Annotated in this window: 15 protein-coding genes and 1 pseudogene; 1 reads left to right on the top strand and 15 read right to left on the bottom strand. The window is 43.9% G+C overall.

The features are described from left to right. The 11 genes and pseudogenes from Q7P97_RS02445 to Q7P97_RS02395 all read right to left on the bottom strand — a co-directional run. A pseudogene (locus tag Q7P97_RS02445) lies at window positions 1-163 on the bottom strand (F0F1 ATP synthase subunit alpha); the annotation flags it as partial. 24 nt (window positions 164-187) lie between these two features. After that, window positions 188-724, bottom strand: a complete 537-nt coding sequence (locus Q7P97_RS02440) for a F0F1 ATP synthase subunit delta (protein WP_303966070.1) — start codon at window positions 722-724, stop codon at window positions 188-190. Beyond that, window positions 721-1,272, bottom strand: a complete 552-nt coding sequence (gene atpF, locus Q7P97_RS02435) for a F0F1 ATP synthase subunit B (RefSeq protein ID WP_369823302.1) — start codon at window positions 1,270-1,272, stop codon at window positions 721-723. Before atpF ends, Q7P97_RS02440 begins: the two co-directional genes overlap by 4 nt. A gap of 145 nt (window positions 1,273-1,417) precedes the next feature. Continuing rightward, complete coding sequence (gene atpE / locus Q7P97_RS02430; protein WP_029053447.1) at window positions 1,418-1,630, bottom strand: F0F1 ATP synthase subunit C; 213 nt, start codon at window positions 1,628-1,630, stop codon at window positions 1,418-1,420. Between the two features lie 70 nt (window positions 1,631-1,700). Beyond that, window positions 1,701-2,411, bottom strand: coding sequence for a F0F1 ATP synthase subunit A (gene atpB, locus Q7P97_RS02425; protein WP_029053448.1), 711 nt, complete (start codon window positions 2,409-2,411; stop codon window positions 1,701-1,703). A 32-nt stretch (window positions 2,412-2,443) separates the two neighbouring features. After that, window positions 2,444-2,812 (bottom strand): ATP synthase subunit I, encoded by a 369-nt coding sequence (locus Q7P97_RS02420; RefSeq protein ID WP_303966056.1) that lies wholly within the window; start codon window positions 2,810-2,812, stop codon window positions 2,444-2,446. A 1,111-nt stretch (window positions 2,813-3,923) separates the two neighbouring features. Beyond that, window positions 3,924-5,246 (bottom strand): dihydrolipoamide acetyltransferase family protein, encoded by a 1,323-nt coding sequence (locus Q7P97_RS02415; RefSeq protein ID WP_303966054.1) that lies wholly within the window; start codon window positions 5,244-5,246, stop codon window positions 3,924-3,926. An 18-nt stretch (window positions 5,247-5,264) separates the two neighbouring features. Next, window positions 5,265-6,248: an alpha-ketoacid dehydrogenase subunit beta gene (locus Q7P97_RS02410; protein WP_303966051.1), complete on the bottom strand. Its 984-nt coding sequence runs from the start codon at window positions 6,246-6,248 to the stop codon at window positions 5,265-5,267. Beyond that, complete coding sequence (locus Q7P97_RS02405; RefSeq protein WP_303966049.1) at window positions 6,248-7,252, bottom strand: thiamine pyrophosphate-dependent dehydrogenase E1 component subunit alpha; 1,005 nt, start codon at window positions 7,250-7,252, stop codon at window positions 6,248-6,250. Before Q7P97_RS02405 ends, Q7P97_RS02410 begins: the two co-directional genes overlap by 1 nt. 13 nt (window positions 7,253-7,265) lie before the next feature. Further along, on the bottom strand, window positions 7,266-8,693 hold the full coding sequence (gene lpdA / locus Q7P97_RS02400; protein WP_303966046.1) for a dihydrolipoyl dehydrogenase: 1,428 nt from the start codon (window positions 8,691-8,693) through the stop codon (window positions 7,266-7,268). Between the two features lie 102 nt (window positions 8,694-8,795). Then, the gene (locus Q7P97_RS02395) at window positions 8,796-9,890 is read right to left on the bottom strand and encodes a Leu/Phe/Val dehydrogenase (RefSeq protein WP_483315729.1); all 1,095 of its coding nucleotides are present in this window, start codon (window positions 9,888-9,890) and stop codon (window positions 8,796-8,798) included. Between the two features lie 211 nt (window positions 9,891-10,101). Between Q7P97_RS02395 and Q7P97_RS02390 the strand changes: the two genes are divergently transcribed. Further along, window positions 10,102-10,344 carry a DUF2627 domain-containing protein gene (locus Q7P97_RS02390; RefSeq protein WP_085426118.1) on the top strand — a complete coding sequence of 81 codons (243 nt, stop codon included), beginning with the start codon at window positions 10,102-10,104 and terminating at the stop codon, window positions 10,342-10,344. 19 nt (window positions 10,345-10,363) lie between these two features. On the opposite strand, the gene Q7P97_RS02385 is transcribed toward Q7P97_RS02390, so the two are convergent. From Q7P97_RS02385 to Q7P97_RS02370, 4 genes are all read right to left on the bottom strand, one after another. Continuing rightward, the gene (locus Q7P97_RS02385) at window positions 10,364-11,083 is read right to left on the bottom strand and encodes a glycerophosphodiester phosphodiesterase (RefSeq protein ID WP_303966042.1); all 720 of its coding nucleotides are present in this window, start codon (window positions 11,081-11,083) and stop codon (window positions 10,364-10,366) included. Then, a complete protein-coding gene (locus Q7P97_RS02380; protein WP_303966039.1) occupies window positions 11,076-12,629 on the bottom strand; it encodes a flagellar assembly protein A in 1,554 nt (517 codons plus the stop codon). The genes Q7P97_RS02385 and Q7P97_RS02380 overlap by 8 nt, the downstream gene beginning before the upstream one ends. 781 nt (window positions 12,630-13,410) lie before the next feature. Continuing rightward, window positions 13,411-14,205, bottom strand: coding sequence for a sporulation transcription factor Spo0A (gene spo0A / locus Q7P97_RS02375; RefSeq protein ID WP_085426115.1), 795 nt, complete (start codon window positions 14,203-14,205; stop codon window positions 13,411-13,413). 228 nt (window positions 14,206-14,433) lie between these two features. After that, complete coding sequence (locus tag Q7P97_RS02370; protein ID WP_303966033.1) at window positions 14,434-15,387, bottom strand: SpoIVB peptidase S55 domain-containing protein; 954 nt, start codon at window positions 15,385-15,387, stop codon at window positions 14,434-14,436. Window positions 15,388-15,475: the final 88 nt, after the last annotated feature.

The raw sequence follows: 15,475 nt of genomic DNA, 5'->3' as shown, positions 1-15,475 counted from the left end.
ACTCAAGAAGTTCCCCCGCCATGACATTGTCGAGGCCATGAGCAAGTGCGATACCGTCACCTACACGGATTACAGTACCTACTTCACTTACTTCCATTTCAGACTGATAATTTTCGATCTGCTGTTTGATCAGACCGCTAATTTCTTCAGCTTTGATGCCCATGTATGTCACCCCTCTTAATTCAAATTAATTGATTAATTGACGTTCAAGACGCGCTAATTTAGCGCTAATACTGCTATCGTAAATTTGATTGCCGATCTGAAGGCGAATGCCACCGATCAAGCTTGGATCAATTACGTTTTGAATATGCAATGATTGTTTCCCTACTTTGTGCGCAAAGGCAGTAGAGATCGCTGAACTTTCTTCATTAGAAAGCAAACGCGTAGAGTAGACTTTCGCTTCGGCAACTCCGGAAGCTTCGTTAGCAAGTTCCAGGAAGTCTTCGATTAGATTGTCTATTTCTCCGATACGACCTGCATCGATCAACACATATAGTGTGTTCAATACAAGTTGATTTGCTCCATTGAATAGTTGTCCCATCAATTCTTTCTTCTGTTCTGGTGAGAACTTTGGCGAAACTAATAGTTCGTCAAACTGCTTTTCTGCAGCGAAGACTTTTTGCAATTCTTTTAAATCACTTTGCACGGAAACAGTTTGTTGCTTTTCCTGTGCGGCTTCAAACAATGCTACGGCATAACGTTTTGCGATTACCGATTGGCTCATCGCCCTTCGCCTGCCTTCACAATCGTTTCTTCGATCAATGCGCGGTTATCTTCCTCAGAAATTTCTTTCCCAAGAACCTTAGACGCAGCCAAGATAGAAAGAGATACGAATTCTTCGCGTACTGCTGCAACTGCTTTCTCTTTTTCAGTAGCGATTTCAAGAGTTGCAGATTCTTTCATACGGTTCGCTTCAGCGCGTGCAGCCATAATCAGCTCTTCACGTTGAGTATCACCTTGTTTTTTCGCATTTTCTACAATAGATTGTGCGCTTTCACGTGCTTCTTTCAATAGAGCACGCTGTTCTTCAAGAAGCTTTGCAGATTCTTGACGACTTGTTTCGGCTTGTTCGATCTCGGTAGCGATTAATTGCGCTCGTTGATCCATCACACCCATTAACGGACCCCATGCAAACTTCTTTAGAAGTACCATGAGAATCGTGAAAAATACTACAGTGACGATAATATCGCCTAGGTTCAGACGTTGGTTTAAGCTAGCTAAAAATCCTGCGTCAGCGTTTGCTGATAAGAGGACGAAGGTATCCAACACGATTGTTTCACTCCCTTCAAGAGCTCATGACTCTTTGTTTCGTTCTTCTGCCGAAGCAGATGTATTCTATGTTCATTTCATTCATAAGTTTTACCACATAAAGCATGGCGAAGACCTATTTCTACGTGCTTCGCCATCATTACGAAAATTATTTGTTCATTACGATAAACGCGATAACTGTTGCGATGATTGGAAGTGCCTCAACCAATGCAACACCAATGAACATTGTTGTTTGTAGAACGCCACGTGCTTCTGGTTGACGAGCGATCCCTTCAACTGTCTTAGAAACGATCAAACCGTTACCGATACCTGCACCAAGTGCTCCTAGACCAACTGCAATAGCTGCTGCTAATAATCCCATACCTGCCATTTTGTATTTCCTCCTAATATTCTTTGTAGTTTTGTTCCCCTATTCCGGGGTAAATATATGTTTAGTGGTCTGTGCTGACTTTGTGAGCCATATAGACCATCGTTAACATAACGAAGATAAACGCTTGGATTGCCCCGATAAATACCGAGAATCCGAGCCATGCAAGTGCTGGTATAACAGCTCCGGCAAGACCGAAGATGCTTGAAGCACCCAATGTTGCAAGCAAACCAATTAAGATTTCACCTGCGAAAATGTTACCGTAAAGACGAAGACCGAGTGTCAACGTATTTGCGAATTCTTCAATGATCTTCAATGGTGCCAAGAATGGAATCGGCTGGAAGTATGTTTTCAAATACTTGCCCATTCCGAGTTGTTTCACACCATAGTAATGCGTTAACGCAACAACTGTAGCAGCGAGGGTTAACGTGATAACTGGATCGGCTGTCGGTGATTTCCACCAAAGTTGGTCATCCCACACGATTGCGAATGGAAGTCCAATCATATTTGCAACGAATACAAACATGATCAAAGTGATGCCTAGTACGTGGAAGCGGCCTCCCGTTTTCCAGTCCATGTTATTTTTGATGATGCCTTTGACGAAGTCCATGACCCACTCCATGAAGTTTTGCATACCCGTAGGTTTCATTTGAAGCCGCCGTGTAGATGCAACTGCAATCAAGAAGACAATCAGACACGTTACAAATAACATCAGTATATTCGATGGGTTAAACCCGATCCCGAATAAAATAAACTGTGGATTTTCATGATTCACGTTTTTGTTCACCTCCCCTTGCTAGTAAAGTGTCATTGCTTCCATTGGAACAGCAGATGACCAGTAAACAGCAATGCGTAGGGTATCATTAACCCGATTACCGTGCTGATCAGATCAAACTCTTCCGGCATAACGAGTGCAATGGCCGTAGCCGCTACACCTGATGCAAAACGCAAGCCCATACCTAGTGACTTCGCACGTGTTTCCTCCGTAATAGATCGGTCAAACCGCTCCATACGTCGAACGAGAATCCAAAAGTTATACATTCCGAAAAGTGAACCTAAGATGAGTCCCGCGAAGATGGTACGGTAGTCCAAGAAGAACCAGCCGAGCACGAACAATGCAAGCAAAAAAAAGAAACTCTTCTTTTGCTGTGTAAAAATTTCCTGCATACTTTGCATTGTCGATTCTCCCAATTCGTATTTTGGATAACAGCGTCTGAAGTGTTCAGTAGTTCTCGACAGTTGTCGAGAGATGAGTCTTTGTCGTTTTGATCATCTTTCAACGACATAGATTCCTTGCAAAGGAACCTGGAAATTGTAAGTGAATCGCATTTTCCGTTCACCAGGTGACGTTGCTATGTGCGACGTCCATAATGGTTTAGGATTTTGCGTTTCTGAGTGAAGACTTGAAACCTCTGAAACATGATTTCTGTACTCAATTTATGTATGAGTTCCTTATCAATCTTACCCTTTGTTAGCATACAATAGGGGCTTTTTGATGTCAATTGATTCTAGTGAATAAATTCACAATGTGTTCTCTTTGTCAAACATTCGACATATTTGTTTGATGGCTTTGTATAACGGTTTTGAAGGACTTTTGGTATGGTTTTGCTTGTTATTTGTTTAAAGATTTAATGTTTAAATAGTTTGGATTATATTGGGTTGCTAAATTTGAAAGTTGGCAATGTGTTGGGGTGGGGATTTGCGCTTCGGAGGGGGACGCTTTCCGGAGGGCGTGGCTTGAGCCGCTTCCTTCGCTTCGCTACGTCCAGGGTCTCAAGGCACACGCTGATCCTCCCGGAGTCGCCCCCTCCTACGCTCCAATCCCTTGCAATGTAAGGAGGAGACACTTTTTGTTGTGCATTAAAGTAAGTGTTGTAATAGGTTTTGAACTTCAATACTTGAATCTAAATAAGTAAAGACAAAACAATAATTCACACACTACCTACAATGAGGGTTCTAAGTACCCGTGCTATCAACGTAGGATGGAAGCGGAAGTTGGCGGCGAAGTGCAAAGATGTGCTCCTAACGCTTCGCTTTTACTCGCAAAAGCCGTTCTTCGTAACGGCTCTTCCCGCAGGATCAGCCCGATCAGGTGAGACAACTAAGAGAGTGCAGCGAACAGTTGGCTCACCGCGGGCCCATGGGAAAGCATCTCCCAACTGGAGCTTCCATCCCGAACCACTCACACTTGCCACTCACCATCTCACTCTATTTCCCCAAACACCATCTTCTAACTTAAACGATTTCAAAAAACAACCCCCAAACCAAGTTTGGAGGTCGCTACTTATTAATATACTGAAGTCTTATCTTTCGCCATGCCTTCCAACAACTCTTTCACACGCGCTAGGAAACGCCCGCAAACGAGGCCGTCGAGCACACGGTGATCAAGCGACAGACACAGATTCACCATATCACGCGCAGCCATCATGCCATTGTCCATAATAACCGGACGCTTGACGATCGACTCTACCTGCAAAATAGCAGCTTGCGGATAATTGATAATCCCCATCGACTGGACAGAACCGAATGAGCCCGTATTGTTGACAGTGAACGTGCCACCTTGCATTTCCGTCGACTTCAACTTACCATTTCGCACTTTCCCTGCCAGCTCGTGAATTTCACGACCGATTCCTTTGATCGTCTTTTCATCTGTTTCTTTGATGACCGGAACGAATAACGCATCGTCCGTTGCCACGGCAATCGAGATGTTGATATCCTTTTTCATGACGATCGAATCGCCTGCCCACATCGAATTCATTTCCGGATATTCTTTCAAAGCTTGTGAAATAGCTTTGATGAAAAATGCGAAGTACGTCAAATTGAAGCCTTCTTTTTCTTTGAATTCCTTCTTTACGCTATCACGCAATAAGACAAGTTCTGTGACATCCACTTCTATCATCATCCATGCATGTGGCGCTTCGGTTACGGAACGAACCATATTATTCGCAATCGCGCGGCGTACACTCGTTACCGGAATAGCGACATCTCCGTTTTCAAGCTTAACGTTCGACGATCCCGCTTGTTCAGTGACAGTTTTATCGGAAGATGCAACTTCTTGTAGCGGCTCTTCTTGAGCAGGAGCCTCTTGTGGCGCTGCCTGTAAGTCTGCCCCGCCGTTTTCAATAAACGTTTGAATATCTTTTCGCGTAATGCGTCCTTCACGCCCCGTACCACTTACTTGCGACAAATCAATGCCGTTTTCCTGAGACAATTTTAATACAGCTGGAGAATATCTACCCGCTGCTTTGCCACCAGTCGCAGGTTGTGCAGGCTTCGCTTTTGGCGCTTGCTGTACAGGTTTCTCAGCCGGTTTTTCAACTGGAACTTCTACTTCAGGTGCCGAGACACGCACTGGCTCGTTTGACGCACCATCAATTTCAATTAAACAAACCGTTTCACCCACTTCAATCGTGTCGCCTTCTTTTGCGATGATTTCCGTGATGGTTCCTGTGAATGAAGAAGGTACTTCCGCTGTAACTTTATCAGTCGTTACCTCTGCAAGCGAATCATATTTAGCTACCTTATCACCGGGAGCGACGAGCCATTTTTCAATGGTTCCTTCTGTAACACTTTCACCCAGTTTCGGCATAGTAATTTTTTCAATGCCCATTTCGTTACGCCTCCTTAGTTAAAATTCTGCTAAATCCCTTGCTGCCTTTTCGACCTTTTCAGGATTCATCATAAAGAACTTTTCCATAGAAGGGGCATATGGCATCGCAGGTACATCAGGTCCTGCTAGTCGTTTGATTGGCGCATCCAATTCAAATAAACAATTTTCTGCAATGATAGCGGAAACTTCACTCATGATGCTGCCTTCTAGGTTGTCTTCTGTCACTAATAGCACTTTACCGGTTTTTGAAGCCGCTTCGATAATACTTTCTTTATCTAATGGATATACTGTACGCAAGTCGAGAATGTGAACAGAGATACCGTCTTCAGCTAAACGTTCTGCAGCTTGTAGCGCAAAATGAACGCACAAACCATACGTAATAATCGTGAGATCTTCACCTTCACGCTTCACATCCGCTTTACCGATCTCCAATACATAATCATCGTCCGGTACTTCCCCTTTAATCAGGCGATACGCTCGCTTATGTTCAAAGAACAATACGGGATCTTCGTCGCGTACTGCCGCTTTTAGCAAGCCTTTCGCGTCGTAAGGTGTGGATGGGATGACAATTTTCAAGCCAGGTGTCGAAGCAAACATCGATTCGACGGACTGCGAGTGATAAAGAGCTCCGTGAACGCCACCACCGAATGGAGCACGAATCACGATTGGACACGTGAAATCATTATTCGAACGATAACGAATCTTCGCGGCTTCTGAGACGATTTGATTGACCGCAGGCATGATGAAATCAGCAAACTGCATTTCTGCGATTGGACGCATACCGTACATCGCAGCACCTATCGCCACACCCGCTATCGCAGACTCGGCTAATGGTGTATCTAGCGAACGGTATTCACCGAACTGATCGTATAGACCCGTTGTTGCTTTGAACACGCCGCCTTTACGTCCGACGTCTTCACCGAGAACGAATACTTGATCATCGCGTTCCATTTCTTCTCTCATTGCCAGGTTGATCGCATCTATAAATGAACGATTGGCCATTATACTTCGCCTCCCTTTTCTTCATAGACATGGCGCAGTGCGTGTTCAGGCTTCGCATATTCCGCCTGTTCCGCATACTCTGTCGCTTCGTCGACCTGTTGTTTCACACGCTCTTCAATCTCTTCAAACTTCTCTTCTGTCAAGACATGTACTTCTTGTAGATAGTGAATGAATGATAATAACGGATCGTTTTTCTTTTCGTCTTCCAACTCTTGTGCATCACGGTATTGACGTTGATCGTCATCAGAAGAGTGCGCCGTCAATCGATAACATACCGCTTCAACCAACGTTGGCCCGTCTCCGTTTCTAGCCCGATCCGCAGCCTCTTTCACCACTTTATACACTGTCAACGGATCGCGTCCGTCTACTGTATAGCCCGGCATACCGTAACCAATCGCACGATCAGAAACGTTTTCACACGCTATTTGTTTTTCTATAGGTACAGAGATTGCATATTTATTATTTTCCACCATAATTACGGTCGGTAATTTGTGCACACCCGCAAAGTTCATGCCTTCATGGAAGTCTCCTTGATTGGAAGAACCTTCTCCAAGCGTTACGAACGTGATGAAATCTTGTTTATTCATTTTCGCGGCTAATGCTACGCCGACAGCATGTGGTAATTGTGTTGTAACAGGTGAAGATCCTGTCAAGATACGATTCTTGCGTTGGCCAAAGTGACCTGGCATCTGCCGTCCGCCCGAGTTCGGGTCTTCTGCTTTGGCAAAAGCCGATAACATCAATTCTTTCGGCGTCATGCCGAAATGCAAGACAACTCCCATATCGCGGTAATACGGTGCGATCCAATCTTTTTCGTTATTGAGAGCGAATGAAGCCCCTACTTGCGCTGCTTCTTGTCCTTGACAAGAAATGACAAATGGAATTTTCCCCGCGCGGTTCAGTAACCACATTCTCTCATCTAAACGACGTGCCATCAGCATCGTCTCGTACATCTGTAACACATCTTCATCTGTCAAACCCAATTCAATATGCCGATTACTCATTCCACTTCCTCCTTTACATGTGAATGGCTAGCCCTTCAACTGCTAATGCCGCTTCACTGAACGCTTCTGATAATGTCGGGTGCGGATGGACAGCCGAGGATATTTCCCAAGGAATTGCATTCATCACCATCGCCAAGCCCGCTTCAGAAATTAGATCCGTTACATGCGAACCCATCATATGGACACCGATAATATCATCTGTCTGTTGGTCCACAATAATTTTGACGAAACCATCTGCATGACCGTTTACTAATGCTTTGCCGTTTGCTTTGAACGGGAACTTGCCGATCTTCACATCGAACCCTTGGTCTTTCGCTTGTTGCTCCGTCAAGCCAACTGCCGCCGTTTCAGGATACGAATAAACACAGCGTGGTACCAAATCGTAATTCATCGGATCTAGTCGTTTTCCAGCAATATGTTCGATCGCGTGCAATCCTTCGTGTTCTGCCACATGTGCCAGTTGAAGTCCGCCAATCACGTCACCGATTGCATATATATGGTCATCTTTTGTTTGATAATGTGTATTCGTTTGAATCGAGCCCTTATCGACTTGAATATCTGTGTTTTGCAAACCGATATCTTGGATAACCGGAGCGCGTCCAACAGACACCATCATTTTCTCGCTCGTGATAGATTGCTCTTCATCACCGAGTTTATAGGAAATCGTCACGTCACTATCATTTTTCTGCAATGAATCTGTTAAAATCTCTGCACCTAAAATGAATTTCACACCACGCTTTTTGAGCGCTTTATGCATAGCAACCGCAACTTCTTTATCCTCCGTCGCTAGTATCTCGTCAAGACGATCAAGCACCGTTACATCCACACCGAAATCCACTAGCATAGACGCCCATTCGATACCGATAACTCCTCCACCGATGATCGTAATTGAAGATGGAAGCGCATTCATTAATAAAGCTCCATCGGATGTCATTACGGATTTCTCGTCCACTTCGAGTCCTGGTAATGATCTTGGTTTCGATCCAGTTGCAATTATGAGATTTTTAAGAATTAGAATCTCATTCTCTTCACCATTGTCCATTTCTACGGAAATAGTTCCGGGCATTGGCGAGAAAATAGAAGCCCCTAGTATTCTACCCGTTCCGTGATAGACATCGATCTTTCCTTTTTTCATCAAGCCTTCAATTCCTGCATGCAGTTGATCAACGATTTTACCTTTACGTTTTTGTACTTGTGAGAAGTCCAGAGAAACGTCACCAGTATTCACGCCAAATTCATTTGCCTCTTCACGTGTCACGCGATAGACTTCCGCACTTTTCAGCATCGCTTTACTTGGAATACATCCGCTGTGCAAACACGTACCACCGAGCTTGGATTTTTCTACAATGGCTGTTGTCAAACCTAGTTGAGCCGCGCGAATGGCCGCAACATATCCGCCAGTTCCCCCGCCTAAAATTACTACATCATATTCTTTACTCAACGCAAAGGACTCCTTTCGCTTACAGCATTCACATAAAAATGAACAGGCGAGTGAAGCGGTGGGCATATATCTCCCGCCTACCGCTATGACTCTTCCTGTAACTTACTTATTTGATATAATACTTTTTTCACTGCGCAAGAATGTGCTTCTTGTTGCGCCAACTCTTGCAATTCGCTCTTCCGCCAAACGGTCAGCAGCCTGATAGGATGGAATACCGTCGCGTTTAGAGATAGCGAAAATCTTTAAGATTGTGTCGTAAATTCCTTCTACACGCTTTAGTGCACGCGCTTTATTGTAGCCGATCAATTCGTCAGCCACGTTGATCACGCCGCCTGAGTTGATTACGTAATCTGGAGCATAGACGATCCCCATTTCATGCAAGCGATCACCGTGCTCCGGCTCTTTCAATTGGTTATTGGCAGAACCTGCAACTACTTTTACTTTCAATTGTGGAATCGTTTCGTCATTGATGACCGCACCGAGAGCACATGGAGCAAAAATATCAGCTTCTTGTGAATAAATATCGTCCGGCGCAACAGCCGTTGCACCAAATGCGTCTACTGCACGCTGTATTGCCGCTTCATTGATATCCGTAACGATTAACTTTGCGCCTTCAGCATGCAAATACTCACACATTGTGTAGGCTACGTTTCCAACACCTTGAACTGCGATCGTCTTGCCTTCAAGTGAATCATCGCCAAATGCCTCTTTCGCAGCGGCTTTCATTCCTTTGTAAATACCGAGTGCAGTAACGGGTGATGGATTTCCTGAAGTACCTTCTCCTGAAGAGATACCTGTAACAAAATTTGTTTCCAGGTGGATCATGTCCATATCGTATTCAGTTGTCCCTACGTCTTCTGCTGTAATATATCGTCCGTTTAGACCTTCTATGTAACGACCCAATGCACGGAAAAGCTCATCGTTTTTATCTGTTTTAGGATCTCCAATAATAACTGTCTTTCCGCCACCAAGGTTCAAACCAGCCGCAGCGTTCTTGTACGTCATGCCTTTAGCCAAACGCAATGCATCTTCAATAGCTGCTTCTTCGCTTGCATACGTCCACATGCGTGCGCCACCAAGTGCTGGTCCAAGCGTCGTATCGTGAATCGCGATTACTGCTTTCAATCCGGATGTCTTGTCGTAACAAAGTACCAGTTGCTCATAGTCGTGATCTTCCATGTACGTAAATAATTCCATCAATATCCCTCCAGGCTAGTAAAAGACTTTAAAGATTCGTGCGTATGGTACTGATTCTAAATTTCTTGTCGCGAGAATGCAACTCTGACACATTTTGGACATCATTCTCACGAGGTGTTTGTAAACCATCTACCTATATCGTACATGATGGCAGAGTCCTTGACAATCTATGACCACACGGTAAAATTAAATAAGTGAGGGGTTGAATCATATGGTGCGTCTTGCTGCGTTTATTGTGCTGTTAATTCCAGGGATTGCAGCGGCCCTGGGAATAAAACTAATGCGTGATTCCTTGTTCGGTCACTTATTTTCGCCATTCCCATTCATTTGGATGCAATTTTTAGGCGGATTCATACTATTTGCCGCGGGTCTTGGATTTTTTGCAGGTTTCCTATTGCGCCGCGATCGTAGAAGTGGACGAGCAGCTGACAGATTTAAAAAGGACTTGAAATAAAAGGACCAAGGTACAGCAGTTACCTTGGCCCTTTTATTTTTTTACGGACACGTTTAGGATAATCTGTAATCCAACCTGTTACTTCAGGTGTCTTGGATAAAAACGATTCCGTCCCCGTTATTCCATACATCCGCAACGTCTTTCCACTTTCAACCAAATGACTCATATACGAATCTTTCCATAATCGCTTATGAAAATGAAATGCATCTACATCATACGAAGCAAGGTTCTGCCAGTCCACCGCTTTTTTTCGAAGTAATAAAGCAGTCTCCATGTTACGATCCAGCTCTTTTACTAAGCGCACTGTTTCATAATCGAAAGAGGAAAGATGTACGGCTGATAACGGTTCTACGTAATGAAGTATTTGTTCTAGTACAGCTACTTGCCCGTACACCGTTTCCTTTAATTCGACATTTAGTGCTAAGTTATGCTCCGCACAGAAAGAGACCACATCAAATAATGTAGGAACGGAATGACCAAACATTCGGCGATATCCATTTTTGCCAATTTTGATGTGTTGCAGTTCTTGCGATGTCAATTGATCAATGCGCTGGTCAATTCCAGCAAGACGCACTAATTCATTATCGTGAATAACGACCAGTTGTCCGTCCTTCGTCTGTTGAACATCCAATTCAATTCCATCCGCACCTTTTTGTACGGCTCCCCAAAATGCACGCATCGTATTTTCAAAGTAATGTCCAGAAGCGCCGCGATGGGCAAATATTTGACTGTCAGACATTCAATACTCCTTCGCTCGTTAATTCGAAAACGCCTTTCGTTATACGATTCAACATACTCACTTTTCTACCTATTACTATTTGCACGCCCGGATATGCCTCTCGCGTGATTTCTATTTTGGGTGAGCTAGCTACTTGCACAAGCTGCAACTTGTTTTTAATCGTCTGATCGAGCGACATAATTTGTTGTTGCTTTGCTTGCAAGGTCTTTTCAAGCATTTCAAACTGGCCTTCCGGAAGGCTCGCTTTAACACTGGACATTTTATCAACCGTCAGCTGGATTTTCTTCAGTTCCGCATGCTCCGTTTTTAGCTTTTCTGCCAATTGTTGAATTTCTTCGAGCTCCAGTTCTTTATTGACGCCTTTGACAATCAGCTTCGTCAAACGTTCAGAGCTATTTCCGACCGTTGCACATTCGATAGAAAATAACGCCTCCGCAAGACCACCGATGATCCGGCCTTTATGTTTATCGACACAAATATGGTTCCCGTATAGTTCGGAACCAAGTGAATAGAGACCGACATTGACTTGCTCTCCATAGATTTTACAGTTGTTCGCATGTTTCACGAATACGTTTTTCTTTGCCTTGATAATCGTTTCTCCTCCACCGAACACGCCGCCTTTAATATAGACATCGCCCTCTTCAGAATAGATTTCTTTGGCGTTTGTCACGCCTTCTCTTCCTTCGATGGAAATATCCCCTGTCGCATTGACAGAAAAGCCAGCTGAGACCGTTCCCATTACACGGACAGATCCGTCAAATGTAATCGAACCCGTTTTGGTACCTACATCTTCCGGAATGATTAATTGCTTACCGACACTGATTGCACCGTTCAGTTCTTCCAAGGCACCGCCATGCAAAGCACGCAAGACGATCTTTCCGTCTTCTTCAAACTCTCCGACTGATTTACGGTCATAGACCAATTTAATGTCTTCGCCTTTTTTAGCCGCTATCGGTTCACCAAAAACGTTATAACCTTCAAATCCTTCTTTAGCAGGCGTCTTTTCCCCTAACCATTCATCTTTCGCAATCGATGTCACGAAATTCAGTTCATAGTGATCGACAGAACCGTCATCTCGAAGGTTTGGTTTACGGTCTGGCATCGCGATATATTCGACCTGTGCACTTTCCCCTTTAACCGGTTCTTTGCCTACTGCAATAACCAACGGATTACTTGGTAGATATGCCAAGTTAAGCAGACTCTCTTTGTCATAGTTAACTTCTTTTTGGTCAAGCAACTCTTCGGCTTGTTTCAAAAATTGTTCTTTATCTTTAAGAAACTCTTCATTAGTTGCATGAATATACAGTTCCACCTTCATTTTGCTTGGTGATATATATACTTCACAAGGAGCGGAATACGTGCCGATTTCATGCACGCCCACCGTTTGAAGAGCTTTCATCAGCTCCTTGAACGAGTTCAGTTTCAGCCTCGGAATATCGGCAGCCAGCGCGTCAAATGACTTTAGTGAATATCCCGCTTTTTTGGTGTTCATCATGATAGTGTTGTTCACTTCTAGAAGATCGAAGTAATCATTCTCTACTAACAACGAAATCCCTCCCTCTTTATTTACTAGTATAGAAGATATCAACGCGCTAGAGATAGCACTTTTTGCGTTTAACCCCTGTAAATAAGCCATTCCTCACAGCATTCGCTCTTTTTCATTGTGCTATAAAAAAATACTGACTTTATTCCTAGATTCGCTTATAGCCTAGTTTAAGTCAAAATCAAATACTTAAAAGAGGTGAGTTACTTAGTCAGTACGATGGGATGGAAGCTCCAGCTGGCGGACGCTTTCCCATGGGCTCTCGGTGAGCCAACCAGGTCGCAAGCTCCCTTTTGGTTGTCTCTCCTTTCGAGCTGATCCTGCGGGAAGAGCCGTTACGAAGGACGGCTTTTGCGAGTACAAGCGAAGCGTTAGGAGCACATCTTTGCACTTAGCCGCCAGCTTCCGCTTCCATCCTACATTGATAGTGGGGGGTACGTAAATCACTCACTGTCAGTATTGTATGAATTATTGTTTTGTCTTAACTTATTCAGTTTCAAAATAGATTACAAGCCTATATTCAATGCACAATAAATAGTGTTGTCCACTGACATTGCAAGGGATTGGAGCGGCAGGCGGCGACTCTGGGAGGATCAGGACGACAGGTGAGACAACCAACGGAGCGCAGCGACTGGTTGGCTCAGCGCGGCCCCTCCAGAACGCGTCCGCCTAGAGCGCAAATCCCCTAACGTATCTTCGCCACCCACTCCCCTCAACAAATGAAAACCAACTAACACACCCGATTAGTTGGTTTACGTCATTCCTTATTTACTTTTCCACTACGTTAGCTCACCATATGCTCCAAACGGATCTTATCCGCAATCATCGCAATAAATTCGCTATTCGTCGGCTTGCTCTTCAAATGATGCACCGTATAACCAAACGTCTTCGAAATCAAGTCATAATTTCCACGGTTCCACGCCACTTCAATCGCATGGCGAATCGCTCGTTCGACGCGAGACGGTGTCGTATTGTACTTCTTCGCGATATCCGGATACAGAATCTTCGTGACGGAACCAAGCAATTCCACATCACTATACACCATCTGTATGCCTTCGCGTAAAAACGCGTAACCTTTAATATGAGCGGGCACGCCGATTTCTTTGATCATCGACGTAATCGCAGTATCGAGTACCTTTTGCGTCACTACACCTGTTTGCTGTGGAGATTCTTGCACGACAAACGTAGGCATAGTATTCTTCGGCTTTCCAGCTGCCTTAAAGATTTGTCCGATCAGTCGGTCGAATTCGAAAGGCTTTAACATGAAGTACGAAGCGCCAAGTGTCGCGGCTTGTGACATGACATTTTCCTGTCCAAACGCCGTCAACATCATGATTTGCATATCCCCCATTTTATTCGTCTCATTCAACGTCTCCAGTACCCCAATACCGTCGAGATGTGGCATGATAATATCCAACAATAAAATGTCAGGACGTTCTTCTTCTAACATTGTCAAGCACACTTGCCCATTATTCGCTGTCCAAATTACCTCTATTTCGTCGTGCTTTTCAAAATAAGACATCATCGTTTTCACAAGTTCTTTATTATCGTCAGCAATTGCCACTTTCACTTTTTCCATTACTCATTCCCCCTGATTTAAGATCGGCGATACATTTCGTTTTCCCGCTGTTTTTCTCTTATTATCGTAAGTCATATTTTTGGTAATTACTACTTTATCTTAAAAATTCGGATGAAATGTTACTTATGAACGATGCTTTCTACCTATTTCGACTTTCTTCGCTTTTCTTCTTATCGAACACATATACGAAAAAACAGCCTGTGCATTTTTACGCACAGGCTGCTTTTTTTACTTTTCATTTGTTCGCATTGTTTTCAGGAAAAGCGCGGCCCCTTTTTCCGGCTCGTCCACAAACATATGCGTAATGGCTCCGACAAATTTACCGCTTTGGATAATAGGACTCCCGCTCATTCCCTGCAAGATCCCACCCGTCTTACTCAATAAATTTTTGTCAGTTACTTGGATTTGGAATTGTTCTTCTTCTATCTTCGTAATTTGGATGGTGAATTTCTCTACAGTAGAACCTTCCACCGTAGTAAATATTTCTGCTGGACCGATCATCAATTCAAACGGCTGCATAATTTCAAGGGGTTCAGCCAATACTTTATTGTATGCATTTTTCCAATTACCAAATATTCCATACACATTATTGATTTGAATATTTCCGAGGAACTTATTCTGATCAATAATGGAGGAAATTTTATATCCCGGAAATCCTGGAGAGCTTTTCTTGATTTGACTAATTTCCGATAAATAAATGGCGCCTTTTTCAAACGGCGGAGCAGACTGTAACGTACTATCAATGATCTGGTGTCCCAGCGCTCCGTATGTTCCACTTTTCGGGTCGACGTAAGTTAATGTGCCGGTACCTTCCGTTCGGTCCTTTAGGAAGGGTGTGGCGCGCTTAATGAGCGACTGATCTGCTTGTATGGTTTCATGTTTACCATTTCGCAAAATGTCGAGCATCATCGTAGCGCTGTCCTTTTGCACAGCACGTTCAAAATTAACAAGTTGCTTCATATCGTTACCGTTCAACTGGCGAATAATATCGCCTTTTTTCAGCCATTCCTGCTGATCGATCTTGACGTCACTCGTTACATAAATCCCGCTCAAATCCATTTGAATACCAATGGAGTCTCCCATTGGAATGAGCGTTTCTTCTTCGGCGAATGAAATTCCAGGCACAAGGCAGAGCATCAAGACAAGAGCTAAAAGTGTTTTGAAAGATTTATTCCATCCCATGTTTCACCTCCTCAACGAAAGATACCTTTGGTATGTCCTTTCGTCGGGAAAGTATGAAAGGGTAAAATAAACAGTACCCATTCCCATG

It is taken from the genome of Sporosarcina ureae (genome assembly GCF_029267015.1).
GTDB lineage: Bacteria > Bacillota > Bacilli > Bacillales_A > Planococcaceae > Sporosarcina > Sporosarcina ureae_D.
Note: the sequence above shows the minus strand (reverse complement) of the source record. Positions and strands in the feature narration are given on the sequence as shown.

Bases quoted from the DNA above. Each gene is read 5' to 3' on its own strand.
- Q7P97_RS02440 (WP_303966070.1), bottom strand. From the start codon at position 724: ATGAGCCAATCGGTAATCGCAAAACGTTATGCCGTAGCATTGTTTGAA.
- atpE (WP_029053447.1), bottom strand. From the start codon at position 1,630: ATGGGATTATTAGCAGCAGCTATTGCAGTTGGTCTAGGAGCACTTGGT.
- Q7P97_RS02420 (WP_303966056.1), bottom strand. From the start codon at position 2,812: ATGCAAAGTATGCAGGAAATTTTTACACAGCAAAAGAAGAGTTTCTTT.
- Q7P97_RS02415 (WP_303966054.1), bottom strand. From the start codon at position 5,246: ATGGGCATTGAAAAAATTACTATGCCGAAACTGGGTGAAAGTGTTACA.
- Q7P97_RS02410 (WP_303966051.1), bottom strand. From the start codon at position 6,248: ATGGCCAATCGTTCATTTATAGATGCGATCAACCTGGCAATGAGAGAA.
- Q7P97_RS02405 (WP_303966049.1), bottom strand. From the start codon at position 7,252: ATGAGTAATCGGCATATTGAATTGGGTTTGACAGATGAAGATGTGTTA.
- Q7P97_RS02395 (WP_483315729.1), bottom strand. From the start codon at position 9,890: ATGGAATTATTTACGTACATGGAAGATCACGACTATGAGCAACTGGTA.
- Q7P97_RS02390 (WP_085426118.1), top strand. From the start codon at position 10,102: ATGGTGCGTCTTGCTGCGTTTATTGTGCTGTTAATTCCAGGGATTGCA.
- Q7P97_RS02385 (WP_303966042.1), bottom strand. From the start codon at position 11,083: ATGTCTGACAGTCAAATATTTGCCCATCGCGGCGCTTCTGGACATTAC.
- spo0A (WP_085426115.1), bottom strand. From the start codon at position 14,205: ATGGAAAAAGTGAAAGTGGCAATTGCTGACGATAATAAAGAACTTGTG.
- Q7P97_RS02370 (WP_303966033.1), bottom strand. From the start codon at position 15,387: ATGGGATGGAATAAATCTTTCAAAACACTTTTAGCTCTTGTCTTGATG.